We start from the raw sequence: 24657 nt of genomic DNA on the forward strand, positions 1-24657 counted from the left end.
AGCTTGCTCCCGATAGCGACGGCACAGACCACACTAAGCCCGGAACTGCCCCAGGCTCGCCTTCAACTGCGCCGCCAAGCCATCCAGCACCTTGCCGCTGGCCGTGGTTTCCACCACAGCCTGTGCGGCACGCTCGGCCTGGGCATGGATCACCTCGACCCGCCCACGCACCGCATGCGCGCCCTGGGCCTGATGCTCGGCCGCACGAGTGGCCAGGCCAATCGCCGCATGTACCTGCTCCACCGAGGCCTGCACCGTCTGCTGCAAGCGCACACTGTCGCGCAGCACCAGCAAGCCTTCGTTGGCCTGGCGCCCGGCCTTGCCGATGGTTTCGACCGCCTCGCGCGCGCCCTGCTGCAACGCCACGATATGTGCCTGGATATCGCCGGTGGAGCTTTGGGTTTTACTCGCCAGCGCACGCACCTCGTCCGCCACCACCGCAAAGCCACGCCCGGTCTCACCGGCACGCGCCGCTTCGATGGCCGCGTTGAGCGCCAGCAGGTTGGTCTGCTCGGCGATGCCATGGATCACCGTCAATACCACTTCGATCTGCTCGCTTTGCGCGGCGAGGCGCTCGATGACCTTGGAACCGGCCTGCACCTGGCCCGCCAGCGCTTCGATCAAGCTGCCGACTTCAGCCGAAGTGCGTGAGTTTTCATCCGTGGCCTGGCGAATATCCACCACCTGTTGCAGCGCGGCCTGCATCGCATGGCTTTCGGCCTGCGCCTCATCCGCCATCTGCGACAACGCGCGCAGGCTCTCGGCCACTTCGTCGCGCTGCAAACCGGCAGCCGCGTCGGCGCCGGCATTGCGCAAGGTCATCGCGCCGATTTCCACACCGGTACGCTGCGCTACATCGCCGGCCTCGCGCACGATGGGCTGCAACTTATCCACAAAGCGATTGACCGCCGACGCCATGTCGCCGATCTCATCTTTGCTGTTGATCTGCACACGCTTGGTCAGGTCGCCCTCGCCCGCCGCCAGATCATCCATGGCCGCGATCAACAGTTTCAGGCGATTGACCACCCGCCGCCCGAGCACCACCGCGATCAACAGCAGCACACCGAAGCCGACCGCCGCGAGCCCCATACCGATGCGCCAGCGCAAGGTGCCCGCCGCGTCCTGCACGGCATTGGTGGTGTTGGCCGTCATCTGGGTGGCGGTCGCCTGCGCCGACTGCAGCCTTGCGCCCATGGCGGCCGCGCTATCGGCCGCCGCACCTTTGAGGCTATCGCCCACCAACTGATCGCCGCTGGCGATCAGTGTCGCAAAGCGCTTATCCAGCGCCTGCAGGTTGGCTTCCACCGACGCGGTCGAGACCCCCATGCGAACCTTGCCGATCTCGACACCGTTGGGGCTGATGGACGCTTCGACGTAGTACACGGAAGGGTCCGCCTTGGCGGCGTCCAGCACTTTATCCAGGGCGCGGTCGCCCTTGCCCTTTTCCAGCAGCGCCTGGTTGATCGGGTTTTCCCGGTTCAGATAGCGGGTCAGATGCTCACCGGCGGCGTCGTCGTAGACCACGAACAACACGTTGGGATTGCGCTGGGCCCGGCGGGCGAACTCCGACAGCGTCGGCACATCGTTGTCCCACATGGCGCGAGGCGCCACGGAGGCCAGCAGTTGCGCCATGTCGTTAGCGGAGTCTTGCAAGTCTTTTTCCAGGGTCGCACGCAGTTGCTTCTGCTCTTCCTGCAGGCGCGCGGAAAGCCCAGCGGTCAGACGCTGACGGGTACTGCTGGACAAGCTGTCCAGGCTGGATGTGACTTCCTTGCCGGCCTGGGCCAATTCGCCGGACAGTTTCTGACTGTCGACCCCGAGGCGATTGCCCAAATCAGCTTCCAGCGCCGTGACTGTGCTCCGAGTAAGAGCGACCGCCACCAGCACTTGCACCAAAAGAGCGATACCTAGGGTAACGAACACCGGCCGCAACAGACGACTTTGTAACAATGAGAGAACGGCAGACATCGGGAATCCCTCCACCACGGGTGCCATTAATTTGATAGCACCGCGAAAGAAGGAAACACAGCAAGGGTCGTGCCGTTTGGCGAACTTAAACGAAAAAGGGCTCCCTGAGGAGCCCTTTGCGTTTTACATCAACAGCTTATTAAGCGAACGGGTGACGCAGAACGATGGTCTCGTTGCGGTCCGGGCCCGTCGAAATAATGTCGATCGGTGCGCCGATCAGCTCTTCAACGCGCTTGATGTACGCACGAGCGTTGGCGGGCAGCTCTTCCAGGGTCTTGGCACCCACGGTCGATTCGACCCAGCCCGGTACTTCTTCGTACACCGGCTGCAGACCTACGTAGCTGTCAGCATCAGTCGGGGCAACGACCTTACCTTCTGCATCTTTGTAGCCAACACAGATGTTGATGGTTTCCAGACCGTCGAGTACGTCCAGCTTGGTCAGGCAGATACCCGAGATGCTGTTCACATCGATAGCGCGACGCAGGATAACGGCATCGAACCAGCCACAACGACGAGCACGGCCAGTAGTCGCGCCAAACTCGTGACCTTGTTTAGCCAGGTGCGCGCCCACTTCGTCGAACAGTTCAGTCGGGAATGGACCCGAACCGACCCGCGTGGTGTAAGCCTTGGTAATGCCCAGGATGTAGTCCAGGAACATCGGGCCAACACCCGAACCGGTAGCGACGCCGCCAGCGGTGGTGTTAGAGCTGGTCACGTAGGGGTAGGTACCGTGGTCGATGTCCAGCAACGAACCTTGGGCGCCCTCGAACATGATGTCTTTGCCAGCGCGACGCAGGTCGTGCAGCTCGGCCGTCACGTCCAGCATCAGCGGCTTGAGCAGCTCAGCGTATTCCTTGCATTCGGCCAGGGTCTTGTCGAATTCGATGGCTGGCTCTTTGTAGTAACCCACCAGCATGAAGTTGTGGTAATCCACCAACTCACGCAGTTTGTCTTCAAAGCGCGGCATGTTGAGCAGGTCGCCAACACGCAGGCCACGACGCGCAACCTTGTCTTCGTAGGCTGGGCCGATACCGCGACCGGTAGTACCGATCTTCAGCTCGCCACGGGCCTTTTCACGGGCCTGGTCCAGCGCGACGTGGAAGGACAGGATCAGCGGGCAGGCCGGGCTGATACGCAGGCGCTCGCGCACCGGTACGCCTTTCTCTTCCAGCTTGGTGATTTCCCGCATCAGGGCGTCGGGTGCAACCACCACGCCGTTGCCGATCAGGCACTGCACGCCTTCGCGCAGGACGCCCGACGGGATCAGGTGCAAGACGGTTTTTTCGCCATCGATGACCAGGGTGTGGCCAGCGTTGTGGCCACCTTGGTAGCGCACTACGGCGGCAGCATGTTCGGTCAGCAGATCAACGATCTTGCCTTTGCCCTCATCACCCCATTGGGTGCCCAGGACTACGACATTCTTACCCATAACACTTGTCCTCATTCGCGCAAACTTGGTGCCGGCGATGGCCGGCAGGAAAACTCAAGAAGCCAGTGGCGATACTTGCCAAAGCCCGTTCTGCAGAATCAATTGCCGGTCGCAGTCCGCTTCACGGGCGGCGGCCAATGGCTGCCCAGGCAACGCCTGGACGACACGCTGACCCTCACCGCGCAACTGACAAACCTGCTGCCAGAGTGCTGCGTCCGTACTGTCAGGCATCCAGATGCCACCAGACGGCAGCTCGACCTCAGCACGCCCCAGGGTCACCAGGGTTTTCAAATCGGTGGAAAAGCCGGTGGCCGGACGCGCACGACCGAAGTCGGCGCCGATATCGTCATAACGACCGCCTTGGGCGATGGCCTGGCCAACACCCGGCACAAACACAGCGAACACCACACCGGTGTGGTAGTGGTAACCGCGCAACTCGCCCAGGTCGAAATACAGCGGCAGTTGCGGGAACCTCGCCGACAACTGCGCGGCAATCGCCAGCACGTCATCCAGTGCCGCCAATACTGGCGCCGGCGCATTGGCCAGGCGCTCACGGGCAGCGTCCAGGACTTCGCGGCCGCCGCACAGGTTCACCAGCGCACGCAGCATGTCAGCCAGTTCGGCCGGCACGCCTTCGGTCAAGGCGACGACTTCATCGATTGCCTTGCGCTGCAGGGCATCGAACAACTGTTGCTCCACTTCACCCGACAAACCGGCCGCACGCGCCAGGCCACGGTAGATACCGACGTGGCCCAGGTCCATGTGGACATCCGGCACGTCAGCCAGTTGCAGCATGGCCAGCATCAGGCTGATGACTTCCACGTCGCTGCTCGGGCTGGCATCGCCATACAACTCGGCGCCCAACTGGATCGGGCTGCGCGACGACGACAACGCCCGCGGCTTTGCATGCAGCACGCTGCCGGCATAGCACAGGCGGCTCGGGCCTTCGCGACGCAGGGTGTGTGCATCAATGCGCGCCACTTGCGGCGTGATGTCGGCACGGAACCCCATTTGCCGGCCCGATTGCGGGTCAATGACCTTGAACGTGCGCAGATCGAGGTCCTGGCCCGCGCCGGTCAGCAGGGATTCCAGGTACTCGATATGCGGGGTCACGACAAACTCGTAACCCCAGCTCTGGAACAGATCCAACACCTGGCGACGCGCTACTTCAATGCGCGCAGCTTCTGGTGGCAGTACTTCTTCGATGCCATCTGGCAGCAGCCAGCGGTCTACCGTTGCCATTACGCCATTCCCCTATGATCCGGGCGGCCAGCCCTCGGCCGAGCCTTGAGTGAAGCAGAAAATGCCCGCCCCCGGCATAAACCACGCGCAAGAGCGACGTGACGAACGGCCTGCAAACGGCCTCGTCGGGCACTTTCCTCGAAAAACCTGTCGCGCCTGCCGAATCAAACATGCAGACGCAAAAAAGCCGGGAATTTCCCGGCTGCCGCATCATACACCCGTTTTCTCAAAGGATCACCCCGCCAGGCGTTTTAGCCGCCCGACGGGAGTGAACAATGAGTTACTTGGACTTTTCCAGGTAGCGGAAGAAGTCGCTGCTCGGGTCCAGCACCATGACGTCGGTTTTGTTCGCAAAGCTTTCACGGTAGGCACGCAGGCTACGGTAGAACGCGTAGAACTCCTGGTCCTGGCCGTAGGCTTTGGCGTAGATCGACGCGGCTTGCGCATCACCGTCACCACGCGCCTCTTCAGACTCGCGATAGGCCTCGGCCAGCAGTACGCGACGCTGACGGTCGGCATCCGCACGGATACCCTCGGCCAGTTCGTTACCTTTGGCGCGGTGCTCACGCGCTTCACGCTCACGCTCGGTGCTCATGCGCTCGAATACGCTGCGGTTCACTTCCTTCGGCAGATCGATGGCCTTGACCCGGACATCGACAACTTCGATCCCCAGCTCTTTTTCCGCCATCGTATTCAGCGAACGGGTGATATCCGCCATCAGCGCATCACGTTCACCGGACACCACCTCGTGCAGGGTGCGTTTACCGAACTGGTCACGCAGGCCCGATTCCAGACGACGCGACAAACGCTCGTCGGCAATCTGCTTGAGGCCGGAGGTCGCGGTGTAGAAGCGCTCGGCATCCTTGACGCGCCACTTGGCGTAGGCGTCAACCATCACGGCTTTCTTTTCCAGGGTCAGGAAACGCTGTGTCGGTGCATCCAGGGTCATCAGGCGCGCGTCGAACTTGCGCACCTGGTTGACGTAGGGGACTTTCACATGCAGGCCCGGCTGGACGTCTGCCTGGACCACGCGACCGAATTGCAGCAGCACCGCACGCTCGGTCTGAGCGACGATGTAGAAGCAGTTCCAGGCAGCGATGACCACGACGACGCCCACAATCAGGGCGGTCAGCGATTTATTGTTCATCAACGACTCTCCCTGGTACGTGTTTGCTGTTGCAGCAGGTCAGCAGCCGCACGGGCGCTCGCTTCGTTGGCAGCGGCATTCGAACCGGTGGCCGGTGCGCTGGCGCCACTACGTCCACCTTCGATCATCTTGTCCAACGGCAGGTACAGCAGGTTGTTCTGCCCACCCTTGCCGCCGGTCACGAGAACCTTGCTGGTGTTGCTGAAGACTTCCTGCATGGTGTCCAGGTACAGACGCTCACGCGTGACTTCCGGTGCCTTGCGGTACTCGGCGACCAGCTTGGTAAAGCGATCCGCCTCACCTTTGGCGCGGGAGACCACTTCATCGCGGTAACCGTTGGCATCTTCAAGGATGCGCTGGGCCTGACCACGGGCTTCCGGCACGACGCCGTTGGCGTAGGTTTCAGCCTGGTTGCGCGAACGCTGCTCGTCTTCACGGGCGCGGATCACGTCATCGAAGGCTTCCTGCACTTCACGCGGTGCCGCTGCGCTCTGTATGTTGACCTGGGTGACGGTGATACCGGTGCGATAGGTGTCGAGGAACCGTTGCAGGCGCTCCTTGATCTCGCTGGCCATCAATTCACGACCCTCGGTGAGCACCTGATCCATCGCGGTGGAACCCACCACGTGGCGCAGGGCGCTCTCAGTCGCCTGTTGCAGACTGATCTCAGGTTGATCGACGTTCAGCACGAAGTCCTGCAGGTTGCTGATCTTGTACTGCACGGTCAGCGGCACTTCGACGATGTTCTCGTCTTCGGTCAGCATCTGGCCCTGCTTGGTGTAGGCACGCTCACGCGTGACGTTCTCCATGTACTTCTTGTCGATCGGCGGGAAGTAGATGTTCAGGCCCGGGCCGACAGTCTCGTAGTATTTGCCGAAGCGCAGCACCACGGCTTGCTCCTGCTCGTCCACCACGTAGACCGCGCTGTACAGCCACACGGCCGCGAGCACGACAAGCCCAAGGCCCAGCAGGCCATAGCCGCCGCCCTTGCTTGTGCGACCGCCATCGTCACCACCGCGTTTTTTTCCACCACCGAACAACCCATTCAGGCTTTCCTGCAGCTTTCGGAAGGCCTCGTCGAGATCCGGCGGCCCCTTGCGGTCGCCATTATTGCGGCGCTTACCACCCCAAGGATCCTGATTATTCGAGTTGCCACCCGGCTCATTCCAAGCCATAGCGCTCTCCATCTGATAAAGCAAAGACGCACCCACGGCGCGCCGACCAATGCTACAGAATGCCTGCTACTGCGGCACAACCGCTTTCTCAGGCTTTTATTGCAAAGTGTGTTGCTCGATGAACTCTGTCGGTACAACGCCTTCGCGACTGACCAGCCGATTCAGCTCCGAGCGCGGCAATCGAACGGCCAGCAAGCTGACGCCATCTTCATCGTGTTCTTCTTTCTGTACCGCGCCCAGCTCGAAAAACTGTGCACGCAGTCGAGCAAAACGCTGAGGCAAGCGCAAGGTGCCGACGAACAAATCGTTGCCGAGCAACTCGGCAATCGCTTGCTCGAGCAAGTCCAGGCCCCGGCCATCACGCGCCGACAGCCAGACCCGCTGGGGCTTGCCGTCCTCGTCGCGCTGAATTTGTGGCTCAACGCCTTCAAGCAAATCGAGTTTGTTATAGACCTCGAGGATGGGCAAGTCCTGGGCACCAATCTCGCCCAGCACCACCATCACCTGTTCAATCTGCAACATGCGATCCGGCTCGGCCGCATCGATCACGTGCAACAGCAGGTCGGAGTTGCTCGACTCTTCGAGCGTAGACCGAAACGCCTCGACCAGCTTGTGCGGCAAGTGCCGAATAAAGCCCACGGTGTCGGCCAGCACGATCGGCCCCAGGTCAGCCAGTTCCAGGCGACGCAGGGTCGGGTCGAGGGTCGCGAACAGTTGGTCGGCCGCGTACACGTCCGACTTGGTCAAGTTGTTGAACAGCGTGGACTTGCCGGCGTTGGTGTAACCCACCAGGGAAACGGTCGGGATATCCGCACGGCTGCGGCCACGTCGCGATTGTTCGCGCTGGCTGCGGACTTTTTCCAGCCGGCCCTTGATCTGACGCAGGCGAACCCGCAACAGTCGCCGGTCGGTTTCCAGCTGGGTCTCGCCCGGGCCACGCATGCCGATACCGCCACCCTGACGTTCAAGGTGAGTCCAGCCGCGCACCAGCCGGGTGCTCATGTGGTCAAGCTGGGCCAGTTCAACCTGGAGCTTGCCCTCATGGGTACGGGCGCGTTGGGCGAAAATATCGAGAATCAGGCCGGTACGGTCGATCACGCGACACTCGAAAACACGTTCGAGGTTACGTTCCTGACTGGGCGTGAGGATGTGATTGAAGATCACCAGATCGGCCTGTTCGGCATGGACCAGGTCGCGCAGTTCCTCGACCTTGCCGCTGCCAATCAGGTATTTGGCGGTTGGCCGATGACGCGGCACGTTAAAAAACGCAACGGTCTCGGCGCCGGCCGAATTAGCCAACTCCTGAAACTCCTGCGGATCTTCGCGCGCCTCAGGGTCCTGTCCATCCAAGTGAACGAGGATCACTCGCTCACCACCACCGTGGCGCTCAAAGAACAAAGGAGACTCCTATCAGGCGTTACCTGGCTCAGCGTCACCCTGTTCGCCATCAGTCGCGCTAGGCAGACGGATTGGACGGACGGGAACGACTGTCGAGATAGCGTGCTTGTAAACCATTTGGCTGACGGTGTTTTTCAGCAGGATAACGAACTGGTCGAACGATTCGATCGTACCTTGCAGTTTGATACCGTTGACCAGGTAGATGGAAACCCCCACTTTCTCTTTACGTAAAGTATTCAAGTAAGGGTCTTGTAGCGAATGCCCTTTTGACATGTGCCGCACTCCTTTAAGGATCAATAATAAAAAATCGGAAAATAAATAGCTTATGGCCGTCACACCCCCAAGGATAGACGGCAATTGCAAGGACTCAGCTCAATATGGAGACCGTTCCCAAGTATTTCAAGGCGCGTGACAGATTGTCGCTGTCCAGGCTGTCCAGCCAGTGCAAATCGCTCCAGCTGCGCAGCCAGGTGAACTGGCGCTTCGCCAATTGGCGCGTGGCAATGATGCCGCGCTCCTGCATTTCGGCTGACGTCAGCTTGCCATCCAGATGATCCCAGACTTGGCGATAGCCTACAGCACGTATCGAAGGCAACCCCGGATGCAGGTCACCTCTTGAACGCAGTGCTACGACCTCCTCCACGAACCCCTGTTCCAACATAATTGTGAATCTTTGTGCAATTCGTTCATGCAGCACCTGGCGATTTGCCGGAGCAATCGCCAGATTCGCCACAGTATAGGGCAATTGTGAGCGCCCCGATGCGCCTGCGTCAGCACTTTGCGCAGATTGTCGCTGCCGATGCTCGGTCATGGTCTGACCACTTACCCGCCAGACTTCCAGAGCTCGACTCAGGCGCTGCGGATCGTTGGGGTGGATGCGCGCGGCGGACACCGGATCGACCGCCGCCAGTTGCTCGTGCAGGGCTTGCCAGCCAAGGCGCGCCGCTTCTTCTTCAAGCTCGGCGCGCACCTGGGCGTCGGCCGGCGGCATATCCGCCAGGCCTTCCTGCAAAGCCTTGTAGTAGAGCATCGTGCCGCCCACCAGCAGCGGGATGTTGCCGCGCGCGGTGATATCGGCCATGGCCGCCAGGGCATCGCTGCGGAAATCCGCCGCCGAATAGCTCATCGCAGGGTCGATGATGTCGATCAAGCGGTGCGGATACTGCGCCAGCAACTCCTTCGAAGGCTTGGCCGTGCCGATGTCCATGCCGCGATAAACCAGGGCCGAGTCGACGCTGATCAGCTCGCAGGGCAGCACTTTGCTCAGCTCGATAGCCAGGTCGGTCTTGCCGGCGGCCGTGGGGCCCATCAGGAAGATCGCGGGGGGCAAGGCACTCATCAGCGGCCGCGCAAGAACAGTTTGTCCAGATCGTCCAGGCCCATTTGGGTCCAGGTCGGTCGGCCATGGTTGCATTGTCCGCTGCGCTCGGTGTTTTCCATGTCGCGCAGCAGGCCGTTCATTTCCGGCAAGGCCAGGCGGCGATTGGCGCGGATCGCGCCGTGGCAGGCCATGGTGCCGAGCAGCTCGTTGATGTGCGCCTGGATACGGTCACTGGTGCCGTATTCCATCAGGTCCGCCAAGACGTCGGCCACCAACCGGTTGGCCTCGGCTTGCTTGAGCAACGCGGGAATCTGGCGGATCGCCAGCGTTTCCGGGCCCAGGCGTTGCAGCTCAAAACCGAGTTTCTGGAACACGCTGGCGTGCTCTTCGGCACAATCGGCTTCGCGCTGGCTGACCGCCAGGGATTCCGGCACCAACAACGGCTGACCGCTCAGGCCTTCGCTGGCCATGGCAATTTTCAGACGCTCGTACATGATCCGTTCGTGGGCCGCGTGCATGTCCACCAGTACTAGGCCGTGGGCGTTTTCCGCGAGGATGTAGATACCCTTGAGCTGCGCCAATGCATAGCCCAGTGGCGGAATATCCCCGCCACCTTCGGGCAACGCGACCGCGCTCGGCTCGGCGCCCGGCAGCGGCGCAAAGAATTCACGATAGGCCGCCTGGGCCTCGGCCGCCGGCACCGCCGATTGCGGACGCGGGGTGTATTGATACTGATAGCCCGCCCCCGAACCCGAACCTGGCGCCGTGTAGCTCGGCTGGGGTTGCGGCGACTGCAGCAGGTTGCCCGCCAGACTCATTTCGCCCTGCGGGCCGAACTCGCCGGCTTGCGGGCCGCTCGGACGAACCACCGCCGTCACGATCGGCGCGGACAGTTGGTCATCCGGGCGCACATCGCCCAGCGCGCGGTGCAAGGTGCCGTAGAGGAAGTCATGCACCATGCGCCCGTCACGGAAGCGCACTTCATGCTTGGTCGGGTGTACGTTGACGTCGACCACCGATGGGTCGACCTCGAAAAACAGCACAAACGTCGGATGCCGCCCATTGAACAGCACGTCGCGATACGCCTGGCGCACCGCGTGGGCCACCAGCTTGTCGCGCACCGCCCGGCCATTCACAAAGAAATACTGCAAGTCCGCCTGGCTGCGGGAGAACGTCGGCAGCCCCACCCAACCCCATAGGCGCAGGCCATTGCGTTCGATTTCAATCGGCAGCGCCTGCTCCAGGAACCCCGCGCCGCACACCGCCGCCACCCGCCGAGCGCGCGCGGCGTCGTCGTTGGCTTCGTGCAGGCTGAGGATGGTCTTGCCGTTGTGGCGCAGGTGGAATGCCACGTCGAAGCGCGCCAGGGCCAGGCGCTTGATGACTTCCTGCAGGTGATCGAATTCGGTTTTCTCGGCCTTGAGGAATTTGCGCCGCGCCGGGGTGTTGAAGAACAGGTCGCGCACCTCCACCGAAGTGCCCACCGGATGCGCAGCCGGCTGGACCCGAGGCGCCATGTCGCGGCCTTCGGTTTCCACTTGCCAGGCCTGGTCGGCGCTGCGCGTGCGGGAGGTCAGCGTCAGGCGCGCCACGGAACTGATCGAGGCCAGGGCCTCACCGCGAAAGCCCAGGCTCATCACCCGCTCAAGGTCTTCCAGGTCGCGAATCTTGCTGGTGGCGTGCCGCGCCAGGGCCAACGGCAGGTCATCGGAGGAGATGCCGCTGCCGTCGTCACGCACCCGCAGCAGCTTGACGCCACCTTGCTCCACATCGACATCGATGCGCTTGGCACCGGAGTCGATGCTGTTTTCCAGCAACTCCTTGATCACCGACGCCGGCCGCTCGACCACCTCGCCCGCCGCAATCTGGTTGGCAAGGCGCGGGCTGAGCAGTTCGATGCGCGAGCCGCTGTTGAGGATCGATTCGCTCATTACTGTGCCGCCAATTCAGTGCCGGGGATGGTCAACACCTGGCCGACTTTCAGCTCATCGGTTTTCAGGTTATTGGCGCTGCGCAACGTCGCAGGCGACACCTGGAAACGCACCGCCAGCATCGCCAGGGTGTCGCCCGGCTGGACGCGATGGTCACGCGGGCCCTGGGCGATTTTCCCGGAGTCGCGCAGCCAGGCGATATACGTGCCCGGCGGCGGGTTCTGCTGGAAGAACTGGCGCACGCCGGCGCTGATGGAACGCGCCAATGCCTGCTGGTGGCTGGCGCTGGCCAGTTTCGAGGCTTCGTTGGAGTTGGAGATAAACCCGGTTTCCACCAGGATCGACGGGATGTCCGGCGATTTCAACACCATGAACCCGGCCTGCTCCACGCGTTGTTTGTGCAGCGATGTCACACGGCCAATGTTGCTCAGGACTTTCTGCCCGACGTTCAAGCTGGAGGTCAGCGAGGCGGTCATCGACAAGTCGAGCAGTACACCGGCGAGCATCTTGTCTTTGTCGTCGAGGGACACGTTGCCGGCCCCGCCGATCAAGTCGGAACGGTTTTCACTGTCAGCCAGCCAGCGGGCCGTCTCGGACGTGGCGCCGCGATCCGACAGGGCAAACACCGAGGCGCCGAAGGCGGCGGCCGACGGCGCGGCGTCGGCGTGGATCGAGACGAACAGGTCGGCGCCCTTCTTGCGCGCGATTTCGGTGCGGCCACGCAACGGGATGAAGTAGTCGCCGGTACGGGTCAGCTCGGCGCGATAGCCTTTCATACCGCTGACCTGGCGCTGCAGTTCACGGGCGATGGCCAACACCACGTCTTTTTCATGCTGGCCACGCGAACCGGAAGCGCCCGGGTCTTCACCACCGTGACCGGCGTCGATCACCACGATGATGTCGCGTTTACCCGCTGGCGCCGGCGGCGGCGGCGGCAACTTGACCTGCGGTTGCGACGGGTTGACCGGCACGGCCGGTACGGTCGCCACGCTCGGCGTCGGCGCGGGCGGCGGTGCGGCATCGGCGGCGTTGTCGAACAGGTCGACTACCAGGCGGTTGCCGTATTGGGCGTTGGGCGCCAGGGAGAAACTTTTCGGGGTCACGGCCTTTTTCAGGTCGATGACCACGCGCAGGTCGCTCGGCGTGCGCTGGGCCGAACGCATGCTGGTAATCGGCGTGTTGGCAGTGGAGATTTTCAGCGGCGCGGCCAGGGTCGCACCGTTGATGTCGATCACCAGGCGATCAGGCGCCGTCAGGGTAAAGACGCTGTGCTGGACCGGGCCAGACAGGTCGAACACCAGTCGCGTGTTATCCGGCGCTCGCCACAGGCGAACACTCTTCACCTGTGAAGCAGCCAGAGCATTGACAGTCATTGCCGCAAGCAACACCCCTACGACAGCAACCAACGCGCGAAAGCGCATACCTAACCCCACCAATTATTTGAATTCCAATGCCAGAGCAGCGCACCACGACTCACCGCGCGCACCCTGGGGCAACAACTTCAGCCGACGTCCGTGCTCATGCGGCGTAATGGTAATGGTCAGGTCCGGCTTTGGCAAAAAGCCTGTGCCTTTATCTGGCCACTCGATCAGGCACAGCGCGTCATCCTCGAAATAATCCCGAATCCCCATGTACTCCAGCTCTTCGGGGTCCACCAGACGATAGAGATCAAAGTGGAAGGCCCTTGTCGCCCCGATCTCATAAGGTTCGACCAGCGTAAAGGTCGGACTTTTCACCGCCCCAGCATGGCCCAACCCGCGAATGATGCCCCGCGACAGTGTGGTCTTGCCCGCCCCCAGGTCGCCCTCGAGAAAGATCAGCCCCGCGCCGCCTGTCACCTGGGCAATCCGATGACCGAAGGCGACCATTGCCGCTTCATCCGCCAGGAAAAGGTTTACTTCAGACACGGCGACTGTTCCTCGAGCAATTGACGGATGGCAGGTATCAGGTCACTGGCCGCCAGGCCGCGGCCAAAGGTGCCCTGCCGGGCTCCCGCCGTGGCGTGCAGCCACACGGCCAGGCAGCCGGCTTCATAAGCGGGCATGCCTTGTGCCAGTAACGCGCCCACCAGGCCGGCCAACACATCGCCGAGCCCTGCGGTCGCCATGGCCGGATGGCCTTGGTCACATCGCGCGACGCGACCGTCCGGGCAGGCGATCAGACTGCCCGCCCCCTTGAGAATAGCCACTGCATTGAATTTCTGGCTCAACGCGCGCGCAACCTTAAGACGATCCGCCTGAACCTCAGCTGTCGAAATACCCATCAAGCGCGCCGCTTCGCCCGGATGCGGGGTGATCACGCAGTTGGCGGGAAGGCTGACGCTGCCGGTCGCCAGCTGGTTCAAGGCATCCGCGTCCCAGACTTGCGGCTGCTTGGCGTTGGCGGCGACGGACAGCAGGCTCTTGCCCCAGGCGGCATGGCCCAGGCCCGGGCCAATGACGATAACCGAGATCTTTTCCAGCAAACCCATCAATTGGTTGGCCGAACTCACGCCGACGCTCATGACTTCCGGCAGGCGCGCCAGCGCGGCGGGCACATGTTCAAGGCGAGTCGCCAGGGACACCATGCCCGCCCCGCTGCGCAGCGCACTTTCGGCACTGAGCAACGCAGCGCCGCCAAAGCCTCGGTCGCCGCCGATGACCAGCAGATGACCGAAACGGCCTTTATGGGCGTCCGGGGAACGCGCAGCCAGTTGCGGCAAATTGCCGGGCAACAGGGGCTGAACGTCGGTTATTGCGTGTTTTGTCTGCGGCATGCGTCTTCAAGCTCCGATGTCTGGCAGAATTATACTCATCTAACCTGTGGTTTCCCGTGTCTCATGCCTGCTATTACTTCCGATCTGCCTGCGCTCGCCCAATCGATCAAAGACTGGGGCCGCGAGCTGGGCTTTCAACAAGTCGGCATCAGCGGCCTGGACCTGGCCGAGCATGAACAGCACCTGCAACGCTGGCTCGACGCGGGCTACCACGGCGAGATGGAATACATGGGCGCCCACGGCAGCAAACGCTCGCACCCCGATGAATTGGTGCCGGGCACCTTGCGCGTAGTCTCACTGCGCATGGATTACCTGCCCGGCGACACGCACATGGCGCAACGGCTGGCCCAACCGGAAAAAGCCTACATCTCCCGTTACGCCCTGGGCCGCGACTACCACAAACTGATCCGCAAGCGCGTGCAGCAACTGGCCGAACGCATCCAGGCACAAATCGGCCCCTTCGGCTTTCGCGCCTTTGTCGACAGCGCGCCGGTGCTGGAGAAAGCCATCGCCGAGAAAGCCGGGCTGGGCTGGATCGGCAAAAACACCCTGGTCCTCAATCGCAAGGCCGGCAGCTACTTCTTCCTCAGCGAGCTGTTTGTCGACGTGCCGCTGCCGGTCGATCCGCCCCACGCCACCGAGCACTGCGGCCGCTGTACCGCCTGTCTGGATATCTGCCCGACCAACGCGTTCGTCGGGCCCTACGTGCTGGACGCGCGGCGCTGCATTTCCTATCTGACCATCGAACTCAAGAGCGCGATCCCCGAAGACTTGCGCCCGCTGATCGGCAACCGGGTTTTCGGTTGCGATGACTGTCAGATCGTTTGCCCATGGAATCGTTTCGCCCGCACCACCGCCGAAAGCGATTTCAAGCCACGGCACAACCTGGATAACGCACAACTGGCCGAACTGTTCATGTGGGACGAGGAAAAATTCCTCAGCAGCACCGAAGGCTCGCCCCTACGCCGCGCAGGTTACGAGCGCTGGCTGCGCAACCTGGCGGTAGGCCTGGGCAATGCGCCATCGAGCATTCCGGTGCTGGAAGCCTTGAAGGCGCGCCGGGACTATCCGTCGGAGCTGGTGCGCGAACATGTGGAATGGGCGTTGAAGCAGCACGCCGAGCATCAGTGAACGTCGTCGTTGTAGATGAACTTGGGCATTTCCCAGTGAAAACGGATCGCCAGCAGACGCAGGAGAAAGCCGCTGAACAGGGTGAGCATAATCGCCTGCTCGCCCGGCAATTGCAGGTAAAGGCACAGCAAGTAGAACCAAGCGGCGAGGAATGACACGCTGGCGTACAGCTCACGGCGAAAGATCAGCGGGATGTCGTTGCAGAAAATATCCCGCAGGATCCCACCGAACACCCCGGTGATCACGCCACTGACCGACGCTACCAACATACCGTGGCCCATTTCCAGGGCGGTCATGCAGCCGATCAGGGTAAAGGCGACCAACCCCACGGCATCCAGCGCCAGAAACAGCGAGCGCAGGCGGCGCATCAGCGGCGCGATAAAGATCGTCACCAGCGCGGCGACGGAGGTCAGCACCAGGTATTCCGGGTGCTTGACCCAGGTCAGCGGGTAATGCCCGAGCAGCACATCGCGCACCGAACCGCCACCCAACGCCGTCACGCAGGCGATCAGCACCACGCCAAACCAATCCATGCCGCGCCGACCGGCAGACAAGGCGCCAGTCATAGCTTCGGCGGTGATGGCGACAAGGTAGAGCATCAGCAGCATGATGGCGATCCTTACAAAGAGGCGCGCAGTCTAATCATTTGCTGACGGCACCAAAAGAGGGCGCTTGGCGAAAGACCGAGGCGCCCCCAGCATCAAGCCTTGATGAAGTGCTTGCGGTAGTGCTGCAACTCGGCGATCGACTCACGAATGTCATCCAGCGCCAAATGAGTGCTGCCTTTATGGAAGCTGTCTTTGACTTCCGGCGCCCAGCGCGCGGCCAGTTCCTTGAGCGTGGACACATCCAGGTTGCGGTAGTGGAAGTAGCTTTCCAGCGCCTTCATGTGGTTATAAAGAAAGCGGCGGTCCTGGCAGATGCTGTTACCGCAGATCGGCGACTTGCCCTTGGGCACCCACTTTTCCAGGAAGGCGATGGTTTCGGCTTCGGCTTCGGCCATGCTGACACGGCTGTCGCGCACGCGCTGGGTCAGGCCGGAGTTGCCGTGGGTGCGGGTGTTCCACTCGTCCATGGTGGCGAGGACGGCGTCGCTGTGGTGGATGGCGATCACCGGACCTTCGGCCAAGGTGTTGAGGTTGCTGTCGGTGACAATGGTCGCCATCTCGATGATGACGTCGGTGTCGGGGTTCAGACCGGTCATTTCCAGATCGATCCAAATCAGATTCTGTGGGTTTTGCATGGCTTGATTCTCTTGGCACCTTGGCGTAGCTGCGCAGTTTAGCAGGCGGGGCCGTGCTAGACTCGCGACCGTTTCACCCAACCTTTGCATTATCGATACGGAACACCAATGGCCAAACGCCAGCTCAACCGTCGCCAAAACTGGCGCATCGAAAAGATTCAGGGCGAACGCGCCGCACGCGCCGCCAAACGTGAATCCTCCGCCGTGGAAGCGCTCGAGGGCGGCGACCTGGGCCCCGAACAAACGGGCCTGGTGATCGCGCACTTTGGTGTGCAGGTCGAGGTCGAGGCGCTCGAAGGCGAACTCGCCGGCCAGGTCTTCCGCTGCCACCTGCGTGCCAACCTGCCGGCGCTGGTGACCGGCGACCGAGTGGTGTGGCGTGCCGGCAACCAAGGCATCGGCGTGATCGTCGCGCAACTGCCCCGCACCACCGAACTGCGCCGTCCCGACAGCCGCGGCCAGTTGAAGCCGGTGGCGGCCAACGTCGACATGATCGTCATCGTCTTCGCACCGCTGCCCGAGCCTCATGCCAACCTGATCGACCGTTACCTGGTCGCCGCCGAGCATGCCGGCATTCGCCCGCTGTTGCTGCTGAACAAATTCGACTTGATCGACGAACAGAACGCCCCGGCGCTCAACGCGTTGCTGGCGGTCTACCGCACCCTGGGTTACCCGGTGCTGGAAGTGTCGGCCCATCACGGCAATGGCATGGAACAGCTGCAACACCAGTTGGACGGGCGCATCAGCGTGTTCGTCGGCCAGTCTGGCGTGGGCAAGTCCTCGCTGGTCAACAGCCTGCTGCCGGAAGTCGACACCCGTGTCGGCCCGCTGTCGGAGCTGTCCGGCCAGGGCACCCACACCACCACCACCGCGCGGTTGTTCCACTTCCCTGGCGGCGGTGAGCTGATCGACTCCCCGGGCATTCGTGAATTCGGCCTCGGCCATGTCAGCCGCAGCGACGTGGAAGCCGGCTTCATCGAGTTCAACGACCTGATCGGCACCTGCCGCTTCCGCGACTGCAAACACGACCGCGAACCCGGTTGTGCCCTGCTCAAGGCGTTGGAAGATGGCCGCGTGCAGCAGCAACGGATGAACAGCTATCGGTCGATTATTGCGAGTTTGCCCGAGAGCAGTTACTAAACAGCACATACGACAAGGCCGCGTTTATCGCGGCCTTGTCGTATACAGCTTACGATCCCGTACCCGGCACCGTAGGGTCTTTCATCCCGCCACCTTCGAACAGGTTCAGCTTCTGCCGCAGCTCATGCGCCGGCAACGGCTCCTGCCCCGGCGGGATCGCGTTCGGGTCGGCCGGTGCACCGCCCTGCGTGCCCGTATCTGGGGGCGGTGGCGGCTGATCACCTTCAATCGCGCGCTGGGCCTTTTTGGTCAGCACGACGATATCGATCCGACGGTTGATCGGGTTGAACGGGTCCTTCGGATCAAACAGCTGCGACGAGGCGAAACCCACCACCCGCGCCACCTGCGAGTCCGGATAGCTGCCGGCCACCAGCGCACGTCGGGCGGCGTTGGCGCGGTTGGCCGAAAGCTCCCAGTTGCCGAAGTCGCCCTGCCCCGAATACGGCTTGGCATCGGTGTGGCCGCTGATGCTGATCTTGTTCGGCACCGCCTTGATGGTGTCGGCCATGGCCAGCAGGATGTCTTCAAAGTACGGCTTCAACCGCGCACTGCCAGAGTCGAACATCGGCCGGTTGGCGGCGTCGGTGATCTGGATGCGCAAGCCATCCGGCGTGATCTCGAAGGAAATCTGATCCTTGAATTTCAGCAACTGCGGGTTTTCTTCGACCTTGGTCTGCAATTCCTTCAGCAACAATTCGAGGCGTTCCTGCTCGACCTGTTCGGCCAGGCTCTCGACGGTGTCGCGCTCGATCGGAATTTTTTCCTGCGGCGCCTCGGTCTTGACCTCAGGGTTGATGGTGCGCTCCGGCGCCAACTGCGGCGAACCGCCCAGGTCGATCACGAAGGGTGTGCCGCTTTCCGAGAAGCCGATCGGGTCTTTGAAGTAACCGGCGATGGCGATCTTCTGTTCGGGGGTCGCGGTGGACATCAGCCACAGCACCAGGAAGAACGCCATCATCGCCGTTGCAAAGTCGGCGAAGGCGATTTTCCAGGCGCCACCATGGTGCCCCGCAGCGAAGCGCTTGACGCGCTTGATGATTATCGGCTGGTTGTTTTCCATGGCTTAGCGACCGCGAACCGCTTGTTCCAACTCGGCAAAGCTCGGGCGATGTTTCGGGTACAGCACCTTGCGACCGAATTCCACCGCCAGCGAAGGCGGCATGCCGGAGGCCGAAGCCACCAGGCTGGCCTTGATCGCTTCATACAGATTGACTTCTTCCTTGGCATCGTGGGCCAGGGAGGTGGCGAGCGGACCGAAGAAACCGTAGGCCGCGAGAATACCGAAGAACGTACCCACCAGCGCCGCACCTACGTGCATGCCGATGGCCGCCTGGTCGCCCTCGCCGAGGGAGGCCATGGTCACCACGATACCGAGTACCGCCGCAACGATACCGAAGCCGGGCATGCCGTCGGCAATACCGGTGACGGCGTGGGACGGGTGCTCCAGCTCTTCCTTGAGGCTGAACAGTTCCATGTCGAACAGGCCTTCCAGCTCGTGGGGGGCCATGTTGCCGGAGGACATGATGCGCAGGTAATCGCAGATGTAGGCGGTCATGCGCTCGTCTTTGAGCACTGCCGGGTATTTGGCGAAAATCGGGCTCGCTGCAGCGTCTTCGATGTCCGCTTCGATGGCCATCATGCCTTCACGGCGACTCTTGTTGAGGATCTCATAAACCAGGCCCAGCACTTCCATGTAGAAGGTGTGGGAGAAGCGCGAGCTGAACATGCCCAGCGACTTCTTGATCACGTGCATGGTCATGTAGCCGGGGTTGGCCTGCAAGAATGCGCCGAATGCCGCGCCGCCAATAATCATCACTTCGAAGGGCTGGATCAACGCTGCAATCTTGCCGTGAGACAGGACATAGCCACCGAGCACACTTGCAAAGACGACGATGATGCCGATTATTTTAGCCATAGGGGTTTTGTACTTGCGCCGTCGGGTTCATGGACATATTTGGGGTAACTGAAAAACTCTTGTTCTACTTATCGGCAAAACTGCGCCAGACTATAGGCCGTCAAGGCGAAAAGCCAGTTCGGCCCGTTCAGGGCGTGTTGAAGTAAGTGATGATCGCGCCCCAATCATGGCCAATGAAAAGACAGCCCCATCTGTAAGACCCATCTCTCTCGCCGCTTGGATCAAGTGCCTGGACGAAGTCCGGTTGCCCGTCCCCCAGGCCAGCCACGAGCGCGTGTGCAAAGCCATCCGCGATAGCCGCAGTTCTTTGCGAGATATTGCCGAGCTGATGCAGAACAGCCCGTCGCTGGTACTCAGCGTAATGCGCGAGGCCAACAGCCACACCCATGGCAGCATGGCGGAACCGGCAGAAAACCTTGAGGTGGCGCTTAACCGTCTCGGCCTCAAACGCGCCGAGGACCTGCTGGAACGGCTGCCGTCGGTGCCGATGAATGAAATCCCCGTTGCCTTTCGCCAACTGGTGCTGGTCAGCCGCCACGCGTCGCAGCAAGCCAGCGGCTTGTTCGCCAGCCGCCTGGCGCGGTTGTGGCAAGACATTCATTGGGGCAGCCTGCTGTTCCTGGCGCCGTTGTGGCCAATGGCGGTGGCCTACCCCAAGCTCCTGGAAGAATGGGAACTGCGGGTGATCCACAAAGGCCAATCGGCGCGTCAGGTCGAACAGGAATTGTTCGGCGTGCGCCTGCTCGACCTGTGCCTTGGCCTGACCGAAACCTGGCACCTGCCGATCTGGGTATCCCAGGGCTATCACCTGCTGCTGACCGAGCAACGCTTGCTGGTCAAGGCATTGCGCATCGCCCGGGAAGACGACCCACTGCGCCAGCAACAACTGCTGGATGCCGAACCCAGTTTGCGGCGCTGGCTGAACCAGCCGGCCAATACGGTGTTGCTGGCCAACGGCCTGGCGATGTCGGCCCAGGAATCCTGGACCTGCCCGCATACCGAGCGCTGGCAATACCTCACCGCGCTGTACCTGCAACAGCCGTTGAGCGAGGTGCAGCAACAGGTTCACCAGCAAGCGGTGATCAGCGCTCGCGCAACCCTGATGCCCGACCTCTGGCACCCGGCGCTGTCGCTGATCTGGCCGTGGAATGTACAGAAAATCCATCGTGGCCTGCTGCCCGCACCGCCGCCGACCGCCGAGGCCCTGGCCGTCTGGCGCAGCCGTTGCACCGAACTGCTGGTGGAGCCAAGCCGCTTCGCCAACGCCATGCACCTGACCACCTGCGCCAAGGAAGCCCTGGAGGCCAGCGGCATGCAGCGCGTCTTGCTGTTCATGGCCGATCGCGCCCTAAGCACCCTGCGCGTCCACCAGGCCGCCGGCCTGCCGAAGGACGCCGCCAACTTGAGCCTCGACGTGGTCAACAGCACGCTGCTGCAACGCATGCTGGAAAAATCCGCCCAGGTGCGCCTCACGCCCGACAATCACGCGCAATTTGCCGCCCTGTTGCCGCCGATCCTGCGTCGCCTGTTCAACGGTGAACACCTGCTGTTGCGCTCACTGAGCTGCAACGGCCGGGTGGTCATGCTGATGATCGCCGACCAGGGCGGCGGGCCGTTCTCGGAAACCACCGTGCAGGCCTTCGGCAAAACCGCTCAATGCATCGAGAAAGCCCTGCACAGCTTTACCAACCGCACCGGCTGATGCTTGCGCTACAATCGCCCTCTTTTATCGCCAACATTTGTGCCCAGGAGACCTCACATGCCTGACTTCTCTGGCTTGCCGCTGGTGATCGAACCCAGCGACCTGCTTGGCCGCCTTGATGCCGACCAACTGATTCTGGTGGACCTCACCAGCGCCGCCCGCTACGCCGAAGGGCATATCCCCGGCGCGCATTTCGTTGACCCCAAGCGCACCCAACTGGGCCAGCCGCCAGCCCCCGGCCTGTTGCCGAACAAGGCAGACCTGGAAAAACTGTTCGGCGAACTGGGCCACACCCCGGACGCGACCTACGTGGTCTACGACGACGAAGGCGGTGGCTGGGCCGGACGTTTCATCTGGCTGCTCGACGTGATCGGCCACACGAAATACCACTACCTCGACGGCGGCCTGCTGGCGTGGCTGGCAGACCCGCTCCCGCTGTCCACCGAGGTGCCGGCCCCGGCTGGCGGGCCTGTCAGCCTCACCCTGCATGACGGCCCCACCGCGACCCGCGAATACCTGCAAAGCCGTCTCGGCGCCGCCGACCTGGGCATCTGGGACGCACGCGGCCCGCTGGAATATTCCGGCGAAAAGGTCCTGGCAGCCAAGGGCGGTCACATCCCCGGCGCCGTGAACTTCGAGTGGACTGCCGGCATGGACAAGGCGCGCAACCTGCGCATCCGCCGCGACATGCCGCAGATCCTCGAAAACCTCGGGCTGACCCGCGACAAAGAAATCATCACCCACTGCCAGACTCATCACCGCTCTGGCTTCACCTACCTGGTGGCCAAGGCGCTCGGTTATCCGCGAGTCAAAGGTTATGCCGGTTCCTGGGGCGAATGGGGCAACCACCCCGACACCCCCGTCGAGATTTAAGGTTTAAGGACAGTTAATGAAAAAGCAGTTGTTCATCCTCAGCCAGTACTTGCTGCCGCACCACTTGCTGTCGCGCCTGGCCGGCTGCATTGCCGAGTGCCGCGTGCGCTGGTTCAAGAACGCCTTCACCGCCTGGTTCGCCAAGCGCTATCAAGTGGACATGTCCCAGGCCCTGGTTGAAGACCTGAGCGCCTACGAACACTTCAACGCGTTCTTCACCCGCGCCCTGAAAGACGGCGCGCGCCCACTCGATCAAACCCCGGGCGCCGTGCTGAGCCCAGCCGATGGCGCAGTCAGCCAGCTCGGCCCGATCGAGCATGGTCGCGTGTTCCAGGCCAAGGGCCACAGTTTCAGCGTGCTGGAATTGCTGGGCGGCGATGCGGCCATGGCTGCGCCGTTCATGGGCGGCGATTTCGCCACCATTTACCTGTCGCCGAAAGACTACCACCGGGTGCATATGCCACTGGCGGGCACCTTGCGCGAGATGGTCTACGTGCCAGGGCGGATTTTCTCGGTCAACCAGACCACCGCCGAAAACGTGCCGGAGCTGTTTGCGCGTAACGAGCGGGTTGTCTGCCTGTTCGACACCGAACGCGGCCCGATGGCCGTGGTGTTGGTGGGCGCGATGATTGTGGCGTCGATCGAAACCGTGTGGGCCGGCCTGGTCACGCCGCCCAAGCGCGAGCTGAAAACCTTCCGCTACGACGAAGCCGCGCGTGCGCCGATTCACCTGGAGAAAGGCGCAGAGCTGGGTCGCTTCAAGCTGGGTTCGACCGCGATCGTGCTGTTCGGGCCGGATCAGGTGCAGTGGGCAGAAACACTGGTGGCGGGTTCGCCAGTGCAGATGGGCCAGGGTATCGCACTGCCGAAAGCCTGATCCGAAACCTGCAAAGATCCAATGTGGGAGGGGGCTTGCCCCCGATAGCGGTGGCTCAGTCACTTATTTGTAGCTGAACCACTGCCATCGGGGGCAAGCCCCCTCCCACATTTTTAAGCGCATTGTTTCAGTTAGAGCTGCCCGTCGCGGTCGCGAAAGCCCAGCAAATACAACACACCGTCCAACCCAAGGGTCGAAATCGCCTGCTTGGCCGATTGTTTGACCAGCGGCTTGGCGCGGAACGCCACGCCCAACCCGGCAATCGCCAGCATCGGCAAGTCATTCGCACCGTCGCCGACCGCAATGGTCTGCTCCAGACGCAAACCTTCCTTGTGAGCCAATTCCCGCAGCAAGTCGGCCTTGCGCTGCGCGTCGACGATCGGCTCCACGGCCACGCCGGTCACCTTGCCATCCACCACTTCCAGCTCATTGGCGAACACATAGTCGATGCCCAGCTTGGCCTGCAATTGCTTGGCGAAGTAGCTGAAGCCGCCGGACAGGATCGCAGTCTTGTAGCCCAGGCGCTTGAGTTCGGCGAACAGGGTTTCGGCGCCTTCGGTCAGGCGCAGGGAGGCGCCGATCGAATCCAGCACGCTGACATCCAGGCCCTTGAGCAACGCCAGGCGCTCCTTGAAGCTGGCGCGGAAATCCAGCTCGCCGGCCATGGCGCGCTCGGTGATCGCGGAGACTTGCTCACCCACACCGGCAGCCTTGGCCAGTTCGTCGATGACTTCGGCTTCGATCAGCGTGGAGTCCATGTCGAACACCGCCAGGCGGCGGTTGCGGCGGAACAGCGAATCTTCCTGGAAGGCGATATCGACATTCAGCTCCTGCGCCACGCTCAGGAAGTCGGCACGCAAGGCTTGGGGATCGGCCGGTTCGCCGCGCACGGAAAACTCGATGCAACCCTTGCCCTGGTCATCTGGCGTGTCCAATGGCATGCGGCCCGACAGACGGTCGATATGGTCGATATTCAAGCCATATTGCGCGGTGATCGAGCTGACGCGCTGCAACTGCTCGGCCGTCACCTTGCGGGTCAGCAAGGTCACGATATGGCGTTTTTTGCCCTGGCCGGACACCCAATGCCGGTAATCCTCTTCGGACACCGGGGTGAAACGCACCTGCTGATCCAGCTTGTACGCGGTAAACAGGATGTCCTTGAGGACAGACGACGCCTGCTCGGTGCTGGGGATTTCCACCAGAATCCCGAAGGACAGGGTGTCGTGGATCACCGCCTGGCCGATGTCGAGAATGTTCACACCACCCTGGGCCAGAACACCGGTAATGGCGGCGGTCAGACCTGGCCGGTCTTCCCCCGTGATGTTAATCAGGACAATTTCGCGCAAAGCGCACCCCCAGGCTGGAAAAAAACCGCATTCTACCCACTTTCAGTGACCATCGGGCACAGCC

General features: G+C 62.2%; 22 protein-coding genes. 5 read left to right on the forward strand and 17 right to left on the reverse strand.

The features are described from left to right. Positions 1-33: 33 nt before the first annotated feature. From NR164_RS07265 to NR164_RS07320, 12 genes are all read right to left on the reverse strand, one after another. Positions 34-1968: a methyl-accepting chemotaxis protein gene (locus NR164_RS07265; RefSeq protein ID WP_256822547.1), complete on the reverse strand. Its 1935-nt coding sequence runs from the start codon at positions 1966-1968 to the stop codon at positions 34-36. A gap of 139 nt (positions 1969-2107) precedes the next feature. Beyond that, positions 2108-3397 carry an adenylosuccinate synthase gene (locus tag NR164_RS07270; protein ID WP_017849751.1) on the reverse strand — a complete coding sequence of 430 codons (1290 nt, stop codon included), beginning with the start codon at positions 3395-3397 and terminating at the stop codon, positions 2108-2110. A 54-nt stretch (positions 3398-3451) separates the two neighbouring features. After that, positions 3452-4639: an ATP phosphoribosyltransferase regulatory subunit gene (locus tag NR164_RS07275; RefSeq protein WP_017849752.1), complete on the reverse strand. Its 1188-nt coding sequence runs from the start codon at positions 4637-4639 to the stop codon at positions 3452-3454. A 280-nt stretch (positions 4640-4919) separates the two neighbouring features. Continuing rightward, positions 4920-5786 carry a protease modulator HflC gene (gene hflC / locus NR164_RS07280; RefSeq protein ID WP_046384902.1) on the reverse strand — a complete coding sequence of 289 codons (867 nt, stop codon included), beginning with the start codon at positions 5784-5786 and terminating at the stop codon, positions 4920-4922. Then, positions 5786-6961: an FtsH protease activity modulator HflK gene (gene hflK / locus NR164_RS07285; protein WP_017849754.1), complete on the reverse strand. Its 1176-nt coding sequence runs from the start codon at positions 6959-6961 to the stop codon at positions 5786-5788. The genes hflC and hflK overlap by 1 nt, the downstream gene beginning before the upstream one ends. A 96-nt stretch (positions 6962-7057) precedes the next feature. After that, complete coding sequence (gene hflX / locus NR164_RS07290) at positions 7058-8359, reverse strand: ribosome rescue GTPase HflX (RefSeq protein ID WP_046384903.1); 1302 nt, start codon at positions 8357-8359, stop codon at positions 7058-7060. A gap of 12 nt (positions 8360-8371) precedes the next feature. Beyond that, positions 8372-8632, reverse strand: coding sequence for an RNA chaperone Hfq (gene hfq, locus NR164_RS07295; protein ID WP_017849756.1), 261 nt, complete (start codon positions 8630-8632; stop codon positions 8372-8374). 94 nt (positions 8633-8726) lie between these two features. Then, positions 8727-9698, reverse strand: coding sequence for a tRNA (adenosine(37)-N6)-dimethylallyltransferase MiaA (miaA, locus tag NR164_RS07300; RefSeq protein WP_017849757.1), 972 nt, complete (start codon positions 9696-9698; stop codon positions 8727-8729). Further along, positions 9698-11611: a DNA mismatch repair endonuclease MutL gene (gene mutL, locus NR164_RS07305; RefSeq protein WP_017849758.1), complete on the reverse strand. Its 1914-nt coding sequence runs from the start codon at positions 11609-11611 to the stop codon at positions 9698-9700. Before mutL ends, miaA begins: the two co-directional genes overlap by 1 nt. Next, positions 11611-13032, reverse strand: coding sequence for an N-acetylmuramoyl-L-alanine amidase (locus NR164_RS07310; protein WP_046384906.1), 1422 nt, complete (start codon positions 13030-13032; stop codon positions 11611-11613). Before NR164_RS07310 ends, mutL begins: the two co-directional genes overlap by 1 nt. A gap of 15 nt (positions 13033-13047) precedes the next feature. After that, complete coding sequence (gene tsaE, locus NR164_RS07315; protein WP_046490714.1) at positions 13048-13518, reverse strand: tRNA (adenosine(37)-N6)-threonylcarbamoyltransferase complex ATPase subunit type 1 TsaE; 471 nt, start codon at positions 13516-13518, stop codon at positions 13048-13050. Next, positions 13506-14366: an NAD(P)H-hydrate dehydratase gene (locus NR164_RS07320; RefSeq protein ID WP_169864666.1), complete on the reverse strand. Its 861-nt coding sequence runs from the start codon at positions 14364-14366 to the stop codon at positions 13506-13508. Before NR164_RS07320 ends, tsaE begins: the two co-directional genes overlap by 13 nt. A gap of 63 nt (positions 14367-14429) precedes the next feature. On the opposite strand from NR164_RS07320, the gene queG reads away from it, so the two are divergent. After that, positions 14430-15497: a tRNA epoxyqueuosine(34) reductase QueG gene (gene queG, locus NR164_RS07325; RefSeq protein ID WP_177031444.1), complete on the forward strand. Its 1068-nt coding sequence runs from the start codon at positions 14430-14432 to the stop codon at positions 15495-15497. On the opposite strand, the gene NR164_RS07330 is transcribed toward queG, so the two are convergent. Next, entirely contained in the window at positions 15491-16108 is a 618-nt protein-coding gene (locus NR164_RS07330) for a trimeric intracellular cation channel family protein (protein WP_169850564.1), read from the reverse strand. The genes queG and NR164_RS07330 overlap by 7 nt on opposite strands. Positions 16109-16197: 89 nt before the next feature. Beyond that, positions 16198-16740: an oligoribonuclease gene (gene orn / locus NR164_RS07335; protein WP_017849764.1), complete on the reverse strand. Its 543-nt coding sequence runs from the start codon at positions 16738-16740 to the stop codon at positions 16198-16200. Between the two features lie 108 nt (positions 16741-16848). Here orn and rsgA point away from each other — a divergent pair, with 108 nt between their 5' ends. Continuing rightward, positions 16849-17880, forward strand: a complete 1032-nt coding sequence (gene rsgA, locus NR164_RS07340; RefSeq protein ID WP_017849765.1) for a small ribosomal subunit biogenesis GTPase RsgA — start codon at positions 16849-16851, stop codon at positions 17878-17880. Between the two features lie 49 nt (positions 17881-17929). On the opposite strand, the gene motB is transcribed toward rsgA, so the two are convergent. Together motB and motA are read right to left on the reverse strand one after the other, a co-directional pair. Further along, positions 17930-18940: a flagellar motor protein MotB gene (gene motB, locus NR164_RS07345; RefSeq protein ID WP_046384910.1), complete on the reverse strand. Its 1011-nt coding sequence runs from the start codon at positions 18938-18940 to the stop codon at positions 17930-17932. Between the two features lie 3 nt (positions 18941-18943). Continuing rightward, complete coding sequence (motA, locus tag NR164_RS07350) at positions 18944-19795, reverse strand: flagellar motor stator protein MotA (protein WP_017849767.1); 852 nt, start codon at positions 19793-19795, stop codon at positions 18944-18946. A 166-nt stretch (positions 19796-19961) separates the two neighbouring features. Here motA and NR164_RS07355 point away from each other — a divergent pair, with 166 nt between their 5' ends. Genes NR164_RS07355 through asd form a run of 3 tightly spaced genes read left to right on the forward strand, consistent with a single transcriptional unit; the run spans position 19962 to position 23247 of the window. Beyond that, positions 19962-21497, forward strand: coding sequence for an HDOD domain-containing protein (locus tag NR164_RS07355; RefSeq protein WP_046384912.1), 1536 nt, complete (start codon positions 19962-19964; stop codon positions 21495-21497). Positions 21498-21554: 57 nt separating this feature from the next. Beyond that, the gene (gene rhdA, locus NR164_RS07360; protein WP_017849769.1) at positions 21555-22370 is read left to right on the forward strand and encodes a thiosulfate sulfurtransferase; all 816 of its coding nucleotides are present in this window, start codon (positions 21555-21557) and stop codon (positions 22368-22370) included. Between the two features lie 16 nt (positions 22371-22386). Then, on the forward strand, positions 22387-23247 hold the full coding sequence (gene asd, locus NR164_RS07365; RefSeq protein WP_017849770.1) for an archaetidylserine decarboxylase: 861 nt from the start codon (positions 22387-22389) through the stop codon (positions 23245-23247). Positions 23248-23378: 131 nt separating this feature from the next. Here asd and serB read toward each other — a convergent pair whose 3' ends face one another. After that, positions 23379-24593, reverse strand: a complete 1215-nt coding sequence (gene serB / locus NR164_RS07370; RefSeq protein ID WP_017849771.1) for a phosphoserine phosphatase SerB — start codon at positions 24591-24593, stop codon at positions 23379-23381. Between the last annotated feature and the right edge of the window lie 64 nt (positions 24594-24657).

Origin of the sequence: Pseudomonas sp. Pse79, from assembly GCF_024519615.1 — a bacterium.
Classification (GTDB): Bacteria; Pseudomonadota; Gammaproteobacteria; order Pseudomonadales; family Pseudomonadaceae; genus Aquipseudomonas; species Aquipseudomonas veronii.